Here is a 15,737-nt window from a genome sequence, read left to right as displayed (position 1 = left end):
GGGGGTAGCTTCGTCGAGGGTGGGGGTTGTGGAGTGCGTGCTCAGAGCGTGCTGTTGCTGAACTGGCGGGACACCACGAATCCGGAGGGTGGTGGCTCCGAACGCTACGTGGAGGAAGTCGCGAGAGGCCTTGCAGCGCTGGGCTGGCGGGTCACCGTGCTGTGCGCGGCCTACCCGGGCAGCCCGCGCGAGGCCAGGCGGTACGACGTCCGGTACGTCTACCGGGGCAGCAAGGTGACCGTGTACCTGCGCGGCCTGCTGCACACCGTGCTGCGCCGGCCGGACCGCGTGGTGGACGTGCAGAACGGACTGCCATTCTTTACCCGCCTCGTACGTCGTACCGGGGTGGTCGTGCTGGTCCACCACGTCCACGAGGAGCAGTGGCAGGTGGTGTACCCGGGACGGCGCGGCCGCTTCGGGTGGTGGCTCGAGTCGCGGGTCGCGCCGAGGCTCTACCGGGACTGCCGCTACGTCACGGTGTCCTCGGCCTCCCGGGACGAACTGGTTGCCCTGGGCGTCGATCAGCAGCGGGTCGACGTCGTGCACAACGGCACCGACCCCGCACCGGCGCGACAGGTCGCGCAGTCCGCCGTACCGACGGTGGTGTGCGTCGGGCGGATCGTGCCGCACAAGCAGGTCGAGCACGCGGTCGACGCCATCGCCGCGGCGCGTGCGGTGCTGCCCGACGCGCGGCTCGTGGTCGTGGGCTCCGGCTGGTGGGAGGAGTCGCTGCGCGAGTACGTCGCTTCGCTGGGGCTGCAGGACGCGGTGGAGTTCCGGGGGCACGTGAGCGAGGACGACAAGCACGCGGCGTACGACGAAGCGTGGGTGCAGGCCCTGCCGAGCCTGAAGGAAGGCTGGGGGCTGGTGGTCGGCGAGGCAGCCGGCCACGGCGTACCGACTGTTGCCTATCGCAGTGCGGGCGGGCCGACCGAGTCGGTGCAGGACGGGGTGTCAGGAGTGCTGGTGGACGACCCCGCGGAGTTCAGCGCGACGATCACCGCGCTGCTGCTGGACGAGAGCCGGCGACGGGCCCTGGCGGCCGGTGCGCTGGCCAGTGCGGGCAACTACACCTGGTCGGCCACGGCGACCGCGTTCGACCGGGTCCTGACCGGCCGGCCGGCCCTCGAGCAGCAGAGGTCCTACTTGTTCCCGTAGGCGACGATCGGCACGTCGGCCTGGCCCTGAGCTGCCTCCGGGCCGGGCTTGGCCGGGTCTTCCCGCACGGACTGGACGACCCCGATGACCGCGGCCGACGCGATCCCCGCCCCCGCGAGCACCGCGATGACAGCACCGATCAAAGCTCCCATGAAACGTGTCCCCTCCTCGAAGTAAACCGAAGAGTAACAACGAGCCGCCCCGGCGGCTAGAGCTTGGATCGGACGCGTTGCACGACCGGTGCCGCGCTCAGCAGAGCGACCACCAGTACGGCGCCCGCCGCGATCCAGGCGGCGGCGATCACGACGACCCGCCAGGCCGGGAGGTGCTGCTCCTTGGGCGTCCCGTCGAGGCGGTACACGCTGACCGTCGGACCGCTGAACTCCTCGGTCAGCCGCGGGATCAGCTGACGCGGCTGCGGCCCGCCGGCCTCCCGGTCCACGACGATCCAGCCGATCCCCTGCCGCAGCAGCTCCGGCGACGGATCGGCGCCGGTCCGTACAGCGGTGCGCAGCGCCTCCGCGACCGCCGCGGCCCGCGGGTCCTCGCCGTCCAGCCGGTTGCCGCCGACGATCAGCTCGTCCGGGACCACCGCGCCCCTGTCGAAGTACCGAGGCATCGGGTCGAGCACCGGGCGGCGAGCGTTCCAGCTCGGTGCCCGGTAGGTCTCGAACGGCCAGGGCATCAGGTCACCGGTCTGCGAGTCCGACCCGATCACCAGACGTGCCTGCTCCCAGTCGGCCGGGTACTGCGACGTGTGGAAGCCTCCGCCGACCAGCTGCGGCAGTGCGGCCAGTGGCATCAGCGCAGCGGTCGCACCGACCAGCCAGGTCAGTGGCGCGGCCTTCAGCAGGGCGGCAATCGCAGCACCGAAGCCGATCGCCTCCAGCAGGACCAGTGGACCCAGGTACCGCTGGCCGTCCCGGAACAGTCCTGCGCCTGGCACATGAGCCACCACCCACGAGAACGGCTCGGCCGCGACAACACCGGCCATCGCGATCACCAGGACGACGCCCGCCGCCACGACCAGACTCGCCGCCAGTCGTTCCAGCCGGCACCACAGAACAACACCGACGCAGGCGATCAGGAGCATGACGAAGGCCACCACGACAGGGACCAGGTCACCGCGGCGCGAGGGCACCACGTTGGCGTTCCACACCCCGCCGAGCGTGAGCACAGTCGGAAGCACTCCCCCGTAGCCCTCGTCGCGGGCTGCGAAGGCGGGGACGGACGCCGGGTCGGTCGTGGCGGCCGACGTACGGGCCAGGCCTGCGACGATCCACGGCAGGTTGAGCAGGACGGCTCCGACGAGTGGGCCGGGTCTGCTGCCGCGCGGCCAGAGCAGGATGAGCCCGGCGACGAGTAGACCAACGATGCCGCCGGAGGCCGTCAGCGCGCAGAGCGCAGAGGCCAGCAGGAAGCCGACCCACCCCTCACCCCGGCGGAGGCGCAAAGCCGACCGGACCAGCCACGGAAGGGCGGCGTACCCGAGAAGAAGGGCCCAGGCGCCGAGGCGGAAGCGCTCGGCGACGAACGGGTTCCAAACGTAGAGCGTCGCGGCGGCCGCGCCGGCCAGTGGTCCACCCAGCCGCAGCTCGCGCCAGAGCGCTGTCAGGCCGAGCCCGGCCAGCAGCGGCACGGCGACCAGGACCACTTTGTTGAGCACCTGGCCGCCACCCAGCTCGTCGAGCAGCGCGACCACGACGTCGGAAGGAACCGCGCGCGGTAAGGCAGTTGTGACACCGAAGAGGTCACGCCGTAGCGTGAGGTCCGGCACGAACACCAGGTCGTAGCCGACCACGAACCCCGGAGCGAGCAGCGGAGCGGTGATCAGCACAGTGAGCAGCACCGGCCAGGCCCACGGCATCAGCCGGGCCACCCGGTTGGGTCCCCCCTCCACGACCGCCTCCTCGCAGTACTGTTCCAGCGCAACCTACAACCGACCCACCACCAGCAGAACAGAAGCCGGATGACCTCAGACACGACTCCCGATCAGCAGCCGGCCGCACCGAAGCTGGCGTTCCTCCGCAGCGCCACGGTGGTCGCCGTCGGTATGGCCATCATGAACGTGGCCGCCTACGGTTTCACCTTGATTGCGGTCCACCGGCTGATTCCGGAGCAGTTCGGCGCCGTCACCGCCCTGCTGGGACTGCTGCTGATCGGCAACGTCGCCTCCCTGGGACTGCAGGCGTCCGGCGCCCGCCGGATCGCCACCCACACCGGTCCGGGCGAGGCCGCGCTGGCCGACAGCATGCTGAAGGCCGGCCGCCGGGCCGCGGTGGGGCTGACGGCGGTCTGCCTGGTCGCGACGCCGCTGATCATGTGGCTGCTTCATATCGACTCGATCATCGCCGCTGTGATGGTCGCACCGACACTGGGTTTTCTGACCGTGATGGGCTCGCAGCTGGGCGTGCTCCAGGGCGGCAAGAACTGGACCGAGCTGGCGGCCGTCTACACGTCGACCGGAGTGGGCCGGTTGCTGTTCGGGGGCGGCGCGCTGCTCGTCCACCCGAGCGTGCCGTCCGCGATGATCGGCCTGGCGCTCGGCGCCGCCGTACCGGCGCTGCTCGGGACGTTCCTGCTGCGGGGGTCGACCGGCGGGAGCATCCAGCAGGTCAAGGAGGTGCTGCGCGAGACCGTGCACGGCACCCACACGCTGCTCGCGTTCTTCGTCATCGCCAACGCCGACGTGCTGCTGGCGCGCGGCCTGCTCGACTCCAAGGACAGCGGGTACTACGCGGCCGGCGTGATCGTGGCGAAGGCCTGCCTGTTCCTGCCGCAGTTCGTGATCGTGATCGTGTTCCCGTCGCTGGCCACGAGTCCGGGTGACACGCAGCGCCTGCGCCGCGCGATCCAGGCCGTCGCCGCGCTCGGGGTGTGCACCGTGCTCGGTGCGCTCGTGCTGCCCGACCTCGTGGTCAAGATCGTCGGCGGCGCCGACTACGCGCCGGTCGGCCCGATCGCCTGGCTGTTCGCCCTGGCCGGTTCGTCGTACGCCGTGCTGCAGCTGGTCGTGTACGCCGCGATCGCGCAGCAGGAGAAGCGCGCCGCCCTGCTGATCTGGATCGGCCTGGCCGGCCTCGCGATCGCCACGCTGATCATCCTCGGCGCCGACATCGCCACCGGCATGACCGGCGTCAAGGTCCTCGTCGCGATGACCAGCGCCTGCGCCATCGCCCTCTCGGTCGCGTTGGCTTCGGGCCTCCACCGGCAGTCGGCCGCCCAGCCTGAATGAAGATCTGCGTCCTCACGGTCAACCACGGCACGACGCCGTACGCCGAACTGCTGCTGGCGTCGCTGCTGCACCATCATCCTGACCGTGAGGACGTACGGGTCGTCGTCCTCGACAACGCTTCCACCGACCTCGACCGGCTCGCCCGCTTCCCGTCGGTCGAGGTCGTGCAGACGGGCTACACGACCGACCACACGCTCACCACCCACGGCGAGATCCTGCGCGCCGCGGTCCTGGCCCGGCCGGAGTACGACGCCTACCTGTTCGTGGACTGCGACGTGTGCTTTGTTGCCGACGGCACCATTGAGGCGTTGGCGGCCGAGCTGACCGCCGACCCGGACTGCTTCGCCGTGCAGGCCCGGTGGATCACTCATCAGGGCGAGGAGCTCCAGCCCACCGACAACGCGGCGCCCGTCGCGTACGTCCGCGAGTCGATCCGCAACAGCCCGGACGCGGCCTGGCCGGATCCGATCGAGTACTCGTTGGAGATCCAGCTCAACGAGCGGGTTCATCCGTTCTGCGCGCTGATCCGCAACGACGACGCCTTCCGTCGTACGGTCGAGCACGTCGGCCTCTCCCCCGCCGCCGTGCAGGCCGAGCGTGGCGGCAAGTGGTGGGACACGCTCGGCCTGCTCACGCAGGTGATGAAGACGCACGGCAGGCACTGGACGCTGTCGGAGCAAGGCGTCGTCCACTTCGGCAACGTCAGTTGGAGCGCCGACTGGGCGGCCGAGAAGGCGGCCGCCCGGGACCGGTTGCTGGCTGCCTACTCACCAGAGGCTGGACTTGGCGAAGCGGCGCGCGAGGGTGTTGGCGAGGACCAGCAGGACCAGACCGACGAGTGAGCGGAACAGCCCGATCGCGGCCGCGTAGCTGAACTGCGGGATCTGGGAGACGAAGCCCAGCTTGTAGACGTAGGTGTCGATCACCTCCGAGGTCTGCAGGTTCAGCGGGTTCTGCAGCAGCAGGACCTTCTCGAAGCCGACCGACATGATCGAACCGATGTTCAGGATCAGCAGGATCACCGCGACGGGACGGATCGCCGGCAGGTCGACGTGCCAGACCCGCCGCAACCGCGAGGCGCCGTCGACGATCGCGGCCTCGTGCTGCTCGGGCGAGACCGACGTCAGCGCGGCCAGGTAGATGATCGCCGAGAAGCCCATCGTCTGCCACGCGGCCGACCACACGTACAGGTGCCGGAACCAGTCCGGATTCGACAGCACCTCGACCGGCCCGATGCCGAACAGCCCGAGGAACTGGTTCACCACACCGGTGTTCGGGTCGACCAGCACGACGATCAGCCCGACCACCACGACGGTGGAGATGAAGTGCGGCGCGTACGTGATCATCTGCACCGACCGCCGGTACCAGCGCCTCCGCGCGAGATTGAGGCCGAGGGCAAGGATGATCGGCAGCGGGAAGGTGACCAGCAGCTCGTACCCGTGCAGCACCAGCGTGTTCTTGATCAGCCGCCAGAACTGGTACGACTCCGCGAACCGCTCGAAGTGCTTGAACCCGACCCAGCGGCTGCCGAGGATGCCGTCGATGACGTTGTAGTCCTTGAACGCGATGATCGCGCCGTACATCGGCCAGTAGGCGAAGATGCCCAGCCAGATCAGCGGCACCGCGAGCATCAGGTACAGCTGCCAGTTCTTCCTCATCCGCGCGCCGAGGGTCTGCGCGTGCTTGCGCCGGGGCAGCGGTGCGGGCGTGGGCGCGACCTGTGGCCGCTCGATGGTTTCGGTGGCCATGGCGTTATCCCTTCAGCGAGCCGACCATGGCCCCCTTGACGAAGTGCTTCTGCACAAAGGGGTAGACCAGCAGGGGTGGGATGGTGGCGATCACGATCAGCGAGAACTTCAGCTGCTCCTGCAGCTCCTTCATCCGCAGCAGCTCGGCGACGTCACGGACCTGCGACGGATCGACGTTGCTCTGGACCAGGATCTGCCGCAGTACCAGCTGCAGCGGGAACAGGTGCTCGCTGGTCAGGTAGATCAGCGCGTTGAACCACGAGTTCCACTGCGCGACGGCGTAGAAGAGCAGGTTCACCGCGATGATCGGCTTGCTCAGCGGCAGCACCACCCGCCAGAAGAACCCGATGTCGCTGCAGCCGTCGACCCGCGCCGACTCGTGCAGCTCCTCGGGAATCGTGGTCTGGAAGTAGGTCCGGGTGATGATCACGTTCCAGACCGCCATCGCGGTCGGCAGGATCATCGCCCAGCGGGTGTCCAGCAGGCCGGTCCGGTCGACCACCAGGTAGTTCGGGATCAGCCCGCCGTTGAACATCATCGTGAACAGGAACAGCCCGAGGATCAGCCCCTTGCCCGGCAGGTCGCGGCGGGACAGCGGGTACGCCGCCAGCAGCGTCAGCACGGTCGCCAGCAACGCGCCGCCGATCGCGTAGACCACCGAGTTGCCGAAACCGCGGACGATCCCGTCGTAGTCGAAGATCGACCGGAACGACTCCAGGCTGAGCCCGACCGGCCACAGCCAGACCTCGCCGGACTGGACGTTCTTCGGCTCGCTGAACGCGGCGCTCAGCACGTAGACCAGCGGGTAGAGGACCGCGAGCGAGAACAGCCCGAGCGCGGTGTAGTTGCAGATCAGCACGATCCGGTCGGAGCGGGTCTCCTTGACCGCGGCCGGCAGGTAGTCGTCGGACTCGCGCTCCGGTGCGGACTGGGTCGTCGTCATGCCCTCACCCCTGGAAGCTCTCGTAGGCGGCCTGCTGGATGTCGAGGTACGGCCGTAGCCCGATCTTGTCGAGCCGGCCCAGGTAGTCGTTCCACTGCCCGTCGTCGGCCGGGTCGGCCTTGCCGGTGACGAAGCGGGCCATCGTCTGCACCACCTCACCGCTCAGGTCGAGCAGCAGTGACGCGTCGAGCGCCGCCTGGTCACCTTCCAGCGCGACCGGCGGGAACTGCTGCTCGATCGGTTCGGCGTACGGGAAGTAGCGGTCGCGGGTCTGCTCGTACAGCGGCTTCTCGAACGTCGGTTTGGTCGGGTCGACCCGCTCGGACAGCCGGAAGTCGCCGGAGCGGTAGTTGGGGTTGCGCTGCGCCCAGGTGTCCTTGGTCTTGTCCGGCGCCCACGTCCCGGAGATGCCGAACAGCGCCTGCTGGCCGCTGATCGCCTTGTCGCCGCGCTTGGCGAAACTCCAGCTGCCGGGCCCGGCGTACGCGGCCATCATCACCTCGAGGTCGAGCTGGAAGTCGGCCCACTTCACCAGCAGGTCCGGCCGCCGGCACCTGCGGGTGATCACCAGCCGCGGGTCGAAGCCGGTGTAGTGGTCCCAGTTGGCGACCCGGAAACCGTCCGGGCCCGTCAGCGGCGGCAGGGCTTCGTAGTCGTGCCAGCGCGCGTTCGGGTCCTCCACGTCGACGTCCATCGCGCTGCCCCAGTAGTTGCCCTGGAACACGCCGAGCAGGGAGCCGTCCTTGTTGTTCCCGGCGCGCTGCAACTGCTCGGCGGTCATGCTGAACGCGTCGCGGTTCAGCAGGCCTTCGCCGTACAGGGTTCTGAGGTACTTGAGTCCTTCGCGCCAGCCGTCCTGCGAGTACGCCGCCTTGACCTTGCCGCCGTCGACCACCAGCCACGGCGAGGTCGGGTTGAAGAGGAAGGAGTTCATCACGAACTTGTCGACGGTGACCTGGTTGGTGCCGTCCTCCTTGTAGCCGACGAACGGCAGGGTCCGGCCACCGCCGGCCGGGTCGGCCTTCTTGAACGCCCGGAGGACCTCGCGGAACTCGTCGGTGGTCTTCGGTATCGCCAGCCCGACCTGCCGGAGCCAGCGGGTGTTGATCCAGGTCCGCGACTTGCCGGCCCGGCAGTGGTAGCAGTCGTTGAAAGACGGGTAGACGTAGACGTTGCCGTCCGGGGACGTCGACAGCTTCTTGGCCAGCGGGTAGTCGTGGAACATCTGCTGGAGGTTCGGGGCGTACTTGTCCGTGTACGCCGTCTGGTCGACGAACAGGTTCTGCGCGCCGTACAGGTAGAGCTGCGACGGACTGAACTTCACGCCCATGAACGCGTCCGGGATGTCGCCGGCCGCGATCATCGCGTTGACCTTGATCGTCACGTCCTCGTCCGCGCCGGCGACCTGGCGGAACTCGATCGTGATGCCGGTGCGCTGCTCGAGCCACTTGGTGAACTTGTTCTTGGCCCAGTCGCCGACGGTCAGGTCCTGCGGGACCACGACGACGAACTTCGTCGGCTCGGTGACGATCGGCCCGAGCTTGCGGGCCACCGGCCCGACGTACCCGTCCGGGTACACGATGCCGCCGGTCTTCGGCCCGGGCGTGACCGGCGGAGCCGCGAGACTCTCCGGACTCGCCCCGACCGCCTCGTCCGGACCGCAGCCGCTGAGCAGACCGCTGGTGGCCGCCGCGGTCAGCCCCATCGCGCCCGCGACGAAACTGCGCCGCCGGACGGCACCTGTCCTCACTGCTGGTTGCACGCTGCCTCCCAGTCGAAGCCACCGAGGCTTCATGAGATATCCGATAGGATCCAGGATCTTTTGGCAGGTGAGGATGGCACAGATCGCTGGGCCCCGAAAGGGGTCGGTGTCACCGTCCGTGGAATCGTCGTGAACCGTCGGTGATTTCCAATGAAACGTTCACCACATGCCCTGAACCGTTTCACTTTCTTGCATCAAGTAACCCCGCCCTGGCTAGGGTCGAACCATGACGACGCCGAAGTTCATCCTCGCCCTGCGCGAGAAGATCGGTCACGATCTGTTGTGGATGCCCGGAATCACCGCGGTCGTCCTCGACGACACCGACCGCCTTCTTCTCGTACGCCGCGCCGACAACGGCCGCTGGAGCCTCCCCGCCGGCATCCTCGAACCCGGCGAACAACCCGCCGAGGCGATCGTCCGCGAGATCCACGAGGAAACCGCCGTGACGACGGTCGTCGACCGCCTGGTCCGCGTCGAGTCCCTGCCCCCGTCCGCCTACCCCAACGGCGACCAGGTCCAGTACCTCGACCTCTGCTTCCGCTGCCACCCCACGGCAGGCGAAGCCCGCGTCAACGACGACGAGTCCCTCGAGGTCGCCTGGTTCCCGCTGACCGACCACCCGGAGCTCCACCCCCGCGAAGAGCTCTGCATCGCCGACGCTGTGAAGAACAACCCGGCCCCGGTCTTCGCCACCAGCTGAGCCAGGCAGATCACGAGCCGGCTCGTTCGTTCGGAGCCAGCCGGACCTCGTCAGGGGGCTACTCTGTGCCACTGGAACGGGCATTTGCCCAGCGGCCGACGGCGCGGAGACGACACCACTGATGAGCACCGACCCGAGCGCCTACTACGCGGTCGTCGAGATCACTGCGTCCGAGGGTCCGGTCGGACTGGTGCGGCAGCGCCCGGATGGACCGGGTCGTTGCGTGGACGAGATCCTCACGCGAGACGGTTCGTGGATACCCACTGACACGCTGAGCCGTTGGTTCCGGGGCGGTGAGCTGGATCAGGACCTGGTGCTGATCAATGCAGGTGAGGCATCGGAGTTGCTGGCCTGGTTCGACGACCGGACCCGCACCTGTCCCGTCATCGGTGGCTGGACGGTAGGACAGGCGTGGTGGGCGCAGTTCTCCGGTGACTGTGCGGTGGACGTCCTGTGCGCTCAGCTCGGGCTGTCTGTCCACGGCTCACTCACCAACGACGTCGACCGAGATCTCGGCTTCAAGGTCTTGAGCAACTCCCCGGATGGCCGGATCACGATGACGCTGCGCCGCCCGCGCTCCGGCCGATGGACCGTCGCGGTCGAGTACCTGCGGACCGAGCCGTCCGAAGCCGTCGTCGCCAAGGCCCGAACCGAAGCCCGGGCGGCCGGCGCTGCCCTCGGACTCACCCTCGAATCCGAGCAGACCCACTCGTCGCCCTCGGTCTCGATCGACGGTCCACTGGTTCCGCCGTCCGCCCGATCGGTCGCCAGACTGATCACCTTGTCGTACGTCGGCCCGCTCGACGACGACCACCTCGCAGCGCTGCGGCACACCCTTCACCTGGACCAGGAGCCAACGTCGGGGGAAGACGACGAGATCGAACTCGGCGAGCGCTACCTTCCCAACAACGGCTACCACCGCACGCGGATGTGGCTGGACCGCGCCAACGCCACGCGATGGACCTTCGGCCTGTCCACCGAGGGCCGGCGCCCTCCGCCCGACTGGATCGATCACTGGCGCCAGGTCATCGACAACGCCGCCACCACAGCAGGCCTCCGCCTCGACCAGGAGTGGCGGACACCTGCGACCACCCCAGAGATCCCGCCGCAGACCGTCCCCACCAGCCTGCCCAGAAGCGGCCCTCACCCCGCCCGGTCGAGCCACCATCGGCCGTGACCGAGGTTCACCATGGACGTTCGTCCCTGGCCGACTGATCCGGGCACCGGGCACCGGGCACCGGGCACCGACTAAACCACCGCGACCTGACCGAGGCACAGATCGAGCGGTGGAAGCGGAAATTGATTCGCCGAGTTGGTCGCGTAGGGCGGGAGCAGGTGTCCGCCCTGCGTCCGTGGAGTTCCAGGGCTCAATTCGAGGTCACCGCCGCCCGTGGGTCCGCGAGAATGCTCGCGGACCCACGGGCTGATCGGCTGATCGGCTGATCGGCTGATCGGGCAGGTTCGGCTCGCGGGGAGCTAGTGGGCTGCTTCGTGCCAGGTGCGGCCTACGCCGACCGAGACGTCCAGCGGGACGGCCATGTCGACCGCGGCGCCCATGTTCTGGCGGACCAGGGTTTCGAGGGGTTCGCGTTCGCCGGGGGCGATCTCGAAGACCAGTTCGTCGTGGACCTGGAGGAGCATCCGGGACTTGAGGCCGGAGGCGCGCAGGGCGGTGTCGACCTTGAGCATCGCCAGTTTGATGACGTCGGCGGCCGAGCCCTGGATCGGTGCGTTCAGGGCCATTCGCTCGGCCATCTCGCGGCGCTGGCGGTTGTCGCTGGTCAGGTCGGGCAGGTAGCGGCGGCGACCGAGGATGGTTTCGGTGTACCCGCTCTTGCCGGCCTCGAGCACGATGCTGCGCAGGTAGTCCCGCACCCCACCGAAGCGCTCGAAGTACTCGTCCATCAGGCCCTTGGCCTCGTCCACGCCGATCTTCAGCTGCTGGCTCAACCCGTACGCCGACAGCCCGTACGCCAGTCCGTAGTTCATCGCCTTGATCTTGGCGCGCTGCTCCTGCGTCACGTCGCCGGCCTCGACCGAGAACACCCGGGCGGCGGTGACGGAGTGGAAGTCCTCGCCGGAGTTGAACGCCGAGATCAGCCCCTCGTCCTCCGACACGTGCGCCATGATCCGCATCTCGATCTGGCTGTAGTCGGCCGACATCAGGGCCTCGAAGCCCTCGCCGACGACGAACGCCTCGCGGATCCGGCGGCCCTCCTCGGTCCGGATCGGGATGTTCTGCAGGTTCGGGTCGGTCGAGCTGAGCCGCCCGGTCGCCGCGATCGTCTGGTTGAACGTGGTGTGGATCCGGGCGTCCTTCGGGCTGATCGTCTTCAGCAGCCCTTCGACGGTCTGCCGCAGCCGGGTCGCGTCCCGGTGCGCGAGCAGGTACGCCAGGAACGGGTGCTCGGTCTTCTCGAACAGCGACTGCAGCGAGTCCGCGTCGGTCGTGTACCCGGTCTTGGTGCGCTTGGTCTTCGGCATCTGCAGCTCGTCGAACAGCACCACCTGCAGCTGCTTGGGCGACCCGAGGTTGATCTCCTTCCCGATCACCTCGTACGCCGAGGCCGCCGCGTCCCGGACACCGGTCGCGAACCGCTCCTCGAGCTGCTCCAGGTACGGCCGGTCGACCGCGATCCCGTCCCGCTCCATCGCGGCGATCACGTCGATCAGCGGCAGCTCGACGTCGGCCAGCAACGCCGTACCGGCCTGCTTCTCGAGCTCGGCGTCGAGCGTGTCGGCGAGGTCCGCGATCGCGCGGGCGCGCAGCATCGTCGCGTCGGCGGCCGGGCCGCCCTCGACGTCGTCGAAGCTGAGCTGACCGTTGTCGGCCTCCTCGGTGCGCAGCTCACGCTTGAGGTACCGCACGGTCAGGTCGGACAGGTCGTACGACCGCTGGTCCGGACGGGCCAGGTACGCGCTCAGCTGGGTGTCGGAGGTCAACCCGGCCAGCGTCCAGCCGCGCTCCAGGAACCCGAGCAGCGGACCCTTCGCGTCGTGCAGCGCCTTCGGCTGCGCCGCGTCCGCGAGCCAGGCCTGCCAGGCCGCGTCGTCGTCGGGCGTCAGCGCCGCCGGGTCGAACCAGGCCGCGGCACCGGTCGACGTCGCCAGCGCGAGCCCGGTGATCTCACCGGTCCCCCGACCCCACGTCCCCTGCACCGCGACGCCGGTCCGCGCACCGGTCGACACGTGCTCCTTGATCCAGGCCGCGACCTCGCCCGGCTTCAGTTGCGTGCCCTCGAGGTCGAAGCCTTCCTCGATCGTCTCCTCGACCTGCTCGTGCTCGGCGACCAAGCGTTCGCGCAGCACCCGGAACTCCAGGCTGTCGAACAGCGTGTGCACCTTGTCGCGGTCCCACGGGTGCCGGACCAGGTCGTCGACGGCCACGTCCAGCGACAAGTCGCGGACCAGCTCGTTGATCTGCCGGTTCCGGATCACGTCGGACAGGTGCTCGCGCAGCGACTCGCCCGCCTTGCCCTTGATCTCGTTGACCCGGTCGATCACGTCGTTCAGCGAACCGAACTGGTTCAGCCACTTCGCCGCGGTCTTGTCACCGACGCCCGGTACGCCGGGCAGGTTGTCGCTCTTCTCGCCGACCAGGGCGGCGAGATCGGGGTACAGCCGCGGGGGGATGCCGTACTTCGCCTCGACCGCGGCCGGGTCCATCCGGGCGATCTCGGAAACCCCACGCTTGGGGTACAGCACCGTGACGTTGTCGTTGATCAGCTGGAAGGAGTCGCGGTCGCCGGAGCTGATCAGCACCTCGAAGCCCTGCTCGTCGGCCTGCGTCGCGAGCGTGGCGATGATGTCGTCGGCCTCCCAGCCGTCGATCTCGGTGGTCGGGATGCGGAGCGCCTCCAGCACCTCCTTGACCAGCGAGACCTGCCCCTTGAACTCGTCCGGGGACTTCGACCGGCCGGCCTTGTACTCCGTGTACTGCTCGGAGCGGAAGGTCTTGCGGGACACGTCGAAGGCCACGCAGATGTGCGTCGGCTGCTCGTCGCGCAGCATGTTGATCAGCATCGAGGTGAACCCGTACACCGCGTTGGTGTGCTGACCTGTGGTGGTGGAGAAGTTCTCCACCGGCAGCGCGAAGAACGCCCGGTACGCGAGCGAGTGCCCGTCCAGCAGCAGGATCCGCGGCCGGGGCGAGTCGCCCACCACCGGTTCCGGGTCCTTGGTCGTCGTCGAGATGTCAGTTTCTGGAGCCACGTACCGACTCTAGTGGGTGGCACGGACAGTTTCTCTCACGCCGGGCGAAGGTAGTCTGCGCTCTGTGAGTGATCAGAGTGGTGGAGGGACGGCGCTGCCGCCGGGGATGGACGTCGAGGGCACTTTGCTCAGCGCGATGGGCATCGCGGTCAGCGAGGCGTCGCCCGAGCGGGTCGTGGCGACGATGCCGGTCAAGGGCAACACCCAGCCGTACGGGCTGCTGCACGGCGGCGCGTCCTGCGTGCTCGCCGAGAGCCTCGGGTCGATCGGGTCCGCCCTGCACGCGGCGCAGTACGGAAAGGTCGCGGTCGGCGTCGACATCAACGCGACCCACCACCGGGCCGTCCGGGACGGCGTCGTGACCGGTGTGGCCACGCCGATCTACCTGGGCCGCACCACCACGTCGTACGAGATCGTCGTCACCGACGAGCGGGACAAGCGGGTCTGCACCGCGCGGATCACCTGCCAGCTGATTCAGGCTCCGCCGGAGAAGTGAGGTCGGACCGGTGCCCGAGCTGGGCCCGGCGAGCGATCACCGAACGGCGTGACGACAGCATCGCCAGCAGGTTCGGCGCGTGCTCGGCCGCGAGCCGGCGACGGACGGTGTGCGTGCCGGCGAACCGCAGTACGGCGGCCTGGCCGAGTCCGAGGCGGGCGAGGAACCGGTTCGCCTCCCGGGCCAGCGGTGGGGCGACGACACCGAGGTACGGGCAGTTCTCGTGCTCGGCCCACGCGGCGGCCTCGGCGACCAGCGCCTTGCCCAGTCCGTGGCGCCGGGCCTGGTCGGTGACGTGCAGGTACTCGACCGTCATCGTCTCCTCGACGTGCAGCGGGGAGATCGGCGTACGGCGCAGGTAGACCATCCCGCTGACGTGCCCGTCGAGCTCGCCGACCACCAGCCGGGCCCCGGGATCCTTGCCGAGCCGGGCGATCGAGGCCCGCACCGACGCCGGCGTCGGTGCGGCCAGCGCACGCTGGTGACCGGTGCCGATCGACATCTCACCCCACAGCGTCACCAGGGCAGCGGCATCGTCGGGGCGTGCGTCGCGCACCTCGATGGCAGCTGCCACGTCGGCCTCCTGGTGTGATCCACCCCCGAGGTGAACAGGACCGGGCGGATACGCTCGTCCCCGCGCAACAGTAGGGCTTCGGCGGTCGCTTGCAAAGCGACGCGACCACCACCACACCGGCTGTGATCGCCGGCGATCGGAGAGCACGCTTGTTCATCGGAATCGGCACCGTCGTGAACGTCGCGACGGTTCTTGTCGGCTCGGTCCTCGGCGTCCTGATCGGGCACCGCCTGCCCGGCCGGACCCGCGACCTGGTCACCGACGCCCTCGGCCTGGTCACGCTGCTGATCGCGGTCACGTCGGCACTCACCGTCGGCGACGCGGCCCTCAGCGACGCGGTCGGCGACAGCGCCCCGGTGCTGATCGTACTCGGCGCGATGCTGATCGGCGGGATCGCCGGGTCGCTGCTGAAGATCGAGCAACGCCTGGAGGGCTTCGGCAGCTGGCTGCAGCACCGGTTCAGCCGCGGCGAGGGTGAGAGCACCTTCGTCGAAGGCTTCGTGACGTCGTCGATGGTGTTCTGCGTCGGCCCGCTGACGTTCCTGGGCGCGCTGTCCGACGGACTGGGCCGGGGCGCCGACCAGCTGTTCCTGAAGGCGGTGCTGGACGGCTTCGCCTCGATCGCCTTCGCCGCGTCGCTCGGCTGGGGCGTCGCGGCGTCGGCGCTCGTCGTACTGGTCATCCAGGGCCTGATGACGGCTGTGGGGGCCTTGCTCGGCGATGTGTTGCCGGAGGCCCATGTCACGGCCCTGGGCGCCACCGGTGGGCTGCTGCTGATCGGCGTGGCGTTGCGGCTGCTGAAGATCAAGCAGGTCGCCGTCGCCGACCTCCTGCCGGCCCTGATCGTCGCACCACTCCTCGTCCAGCTCCTGGTTGTCGTCCGCAACTGAACGGTTGCGGACGGCAACC

General features: G+C 69.0%; 14 protein-coding genes. 7 read left to right on the top strand and 7 right to left on the bottom strand.

Annotation, left to right across the window (positions count from 1 at the left end):
• Positions 1 to 33 precede the first annotated feature (33 nt).
• The gene (locus tag HDA39_RS06430; RefSeq protein WP_337925648.1) at positions 34 to 1,158 is read left to right on the top strand and encodes a glycosyltransferase family 4 protein; all 1,125 of its coding nucleotides are present in this window, start codon (positions 34 to 36) and stop codon (positions 1,156 to 1,158) included.
• On the opposite strand, the gene HDA39_RS06425 is transcribed toward HDA39_RS06430, so the two are convergent.
• Both HDA39_RS06425 and HDA39_RS06420 read right to left on the bottom strand, forming a co-directional pair.
• On the bottom strand, positions 1,143 to 1,310 hold the full coding sequence (locus tag HDA39_RS06425; RefSeq protein ID WP_184794320.1) for a DUF2613 family protein: 168 nt from the start codon (positions 1,308 to 1,310) through the stop codon (positions 1,143 to 1,145). The genes HDA39_RS06430 and HDA39_RS06425 overlap by 16 nt on opposite strands.
• Before the next feature lie 56 nt (positions 1,311 to 1,366).
• On the bottom strand, positions 1,367 to 3,058 hold the full coding sequence (locus HDA39_RS06420) for an MmpA family trehalose lipid delivery protein (protein ID WP_184794319.1): 1,692 nt from the start codon (positions 3,056 to 3,058) through the stop codon (positions 1,367 to 1,369).
• Between the two features lie 69 nt (positions 3,059 to 3,127).
• Here HDA39_RS06420 and HDA39_RS06415 point away from each other — a divergent pair, with 69 nt between their 5' ends.
• Both HDA39_RS06415 and HDA39_RS06410 read left to right on the top strand, forming a co-directional pair.
• Positions 3,128 to 4,393, top strand: coding sequence for an MATE family efflux transporter (locus HDA39_RS06415; protein ID WP_184794318.1), 1,266 nt, complete (start codon positions 3,128 to 3,130; stop codon positions 4,391 to 4,393).
• On the top strand, positions 4,390 to 5,235 hold the full coding sequence (locus HDA39_RS06410) for a glycosyltransferase family A protein (RefSeq protein ID WP_184794317.1): 846 nt from the start codon (positions 4,390 to 4,392) through the stop codon (positions 5,233 to 5,235). Before HDA39_RS06415 ends, HDA39_RS06410 begins: the two co-directional genes overlap by 4 nt.
• Here HDA39_RS06410 and HDA39_RS06405 read toward each other — a convergent pair.
• The 3 genes from HDA39_RS06405 to HDA39_RS06395 are packed head-to-tail and all read right to left on the bottom strand — an operon-like array spanning position 5,161 to position 8,846.
• Positions 5,161 to 6,141 carry an ABC transporter permease gene (locus tag HDA39_RS06405; RefSeq protein ID WP_184794316.1) on the bottom strand — a complete coding sequence of 327 codons (981 nt, stop codon included), beginning with the start codon at positions 6,139 to 6,141 and terminating at the stop codon, positions 5,161 to 5,163. The two genes, HDA39_RS06410 and HDA39_RS06405, sit on opposite strands and share 75 nt — an antisense overlap.
• Positions 6,142 to 6,145: 4 nt before the next feature.
• On the bottom strand, positions 6,146 to 7,084 hold the full coding sequence (locus tag HDA39_RS06400) for a carbohydrate ABC transporter permease (protein WP_184794315.1): 939 nt from the start codon (positions 7,082 to 7,084) through the stop codon (positions 6,146 to 6,148).
• 4 nt (positions 7,085 to 7,088) lie between these two features.
• Positions 7,089 to 8,846: an extracellular solute-binding protein gene (locus tag HDA39_RS06395; RefSeq protein WP_184794314.1), complete on the bottom strand. Its 1,758-nt coding sequence runs from the start codon at positions 8,844 to 8,846 to the stop codon at positions 7,089 to 7,091.
• Between the two features lie 226 nt (positions 8,847 to 9,072).
• Here HDA39_RS06395 and HDA39_RS06390 point away from each other — a divergent pair, with 226 nt between their 5' ends.
• Both HDA39_RS06390 and HDA39_RS06385 read left to right on the top strand, forming a co-directional pair.
• Positions 9,073 to 9,546 carry an NUDIX hydrolase gene (locus tag HDA39_RS06390; RefSeq protein WP_184794313.1) on the top strand — a complete coding sequence of 158 codons (474 nt, stop codon included), beginning with the start codon at positions 9,073 to 9,075 and terminating at the stop codon, positions 9,544 to 9,546.
• Between the two features lie 121 nt (positions 9,547 to 9,667).
• A complete protein-coding gene (locus tag HDA39_RS06385; protein ID WP_184794312.1) occupies positions 9,668 to 10,723 on the top strand; it encodes a hypothetical protein in 1,056 nt (351 codons plus the stop codon).
• A gap of 299 nt (positions 10,724 to 11,022) precedes the next feature.
• On the opposite strand, the gene polA is transcribed toward HDA39_RS06385, so the two are convergent.
• Positions 11,023 to 13,758, bottom strand: a complete 2,736-nt coding sequence (gene polA / locus HDA39_RS06380) for a DNA polymerase I (protein ID WP_460658511.1) — start codon at positions 13,756 to 13,758, stop codon at positions 11,023 to 11,025.
• 106 nt (positions 13,759 to 13,864) lie between these two features.
• Between polA and HDA39_RS06375 the strand changes: the two genes are divergently transcribed.
• Positions 13,865 to 14,254, top strand: coding sequence for a hotdog fold thioesterase (locus HDA39_RS06375; RefSeq protein ID WP_184805621.1), 390 nt, complete (start codon positions 13,865 to 13,867; stop codon positions 14,252 to 14,254).
• Here the strand turns inward: HDA39_RS06375 and HDA39_RS06370 are convergent.
• Entirely contained in the window at positions 14,217 to 14,828 is a 612-nt protein-coding gene (locus HDA39_RS06370; protein ID WP_184794311.1) for a GNAT family N-acetyltransferase, read from the bottom strand. The two genes, HDA39_RS06375 and HDA39_RS06370, sit on opposite strands and share 38 nt — an antisense overlap.
• Before the next feature lie 149 nt (positions 14,829 to 14,977).
• Between HDA39_RS06370 and HDA39_RS06365 the strand changes: the two genes are divergently transcribed.
• Positions 14,978 to 15,718: a DUF554 domain-containing protein gene (locus HDA39_RS06365; protein ID WP_184794310.1), complete on the top strand. Its 741-nt coding sequence runs from the start codon at positions 14,978 to 14,980 to the stop codon at positions 15,716 to 15,718.
• The last annotated feature ends 19 nt before the right edge of the window (positions 15,719 to 15,737 follow it).

It is taken from the genome of Kribbella italica (genome assembly GCF_014205135.1).
Lineage (GTDB): Bacteria > Actinomycetota > Actinomycetes > Propionibacteriales > Kribbellaceae > Kribbella > Kribbella italica.
This window is presented reverse-complemented; position numbering and strand designations above follow the sequence as displayed.

Bases quoted from the DNA above. Each gene is read 5' to 3' on its own strand.
- HDA39_RS06425 (WP_184794320.1), bottom strand. From the start codon at position 1,310: ATGGGAGCTTTGATCGGTGCTGTCATCGCGGTGCTCGCGGGGGCGGGG.
- HDA39_RS06415 (WP_184794318.1), top strand. From the start codon at position 3,128: ATGACCTCAGACACGACTCCCGATCAGCAGCCGGCCGCACCGAAGCTG.
- HDA39_RS06410 (WP_184794317.1), top strand. From the start codon at position 4,390: ATGAAGATCTGCGTCCTCACGGTCAACCACGGCACGACGCCGTACGCC.
- HDA39_RS06405 (WP_184794316.1), bottom strand. From the start codon at position 6,141: ATGGCCACCGAAACCATCGAGCGGCCACAGGTCGCGCCCACGCCCGCA.
- HDA39_RS06400 (WP_184794315.1), bottom strand. From the start codon at position 7,084: ATGACGACGACCCAGTCCGCACCGGAGCGCGAGTCCGACGACTACCTG.
- HDA39_RS06390 (WP_184794313.1), top strand. From the start codon at position 9,073: ATGACGACGCCGAAGTTCATCCTCGCCCTGCGCGAGAAGATCGGTCAC.
- HDA39_RS06385 (WP_184794312.1), top strand. From the start codon at position 9,668: ATGAGCACCGACCCGAGCGCCTACTACGCGGTCGTCGAGATCACTGCG.
- HDA39_RS06375 (WP_184805621.1), top strand. From the start codon at position 13,865: ATGGACGTCGAGGGCACTTTGCTCAGCGCGATGGGCATCGCGGTCAGC.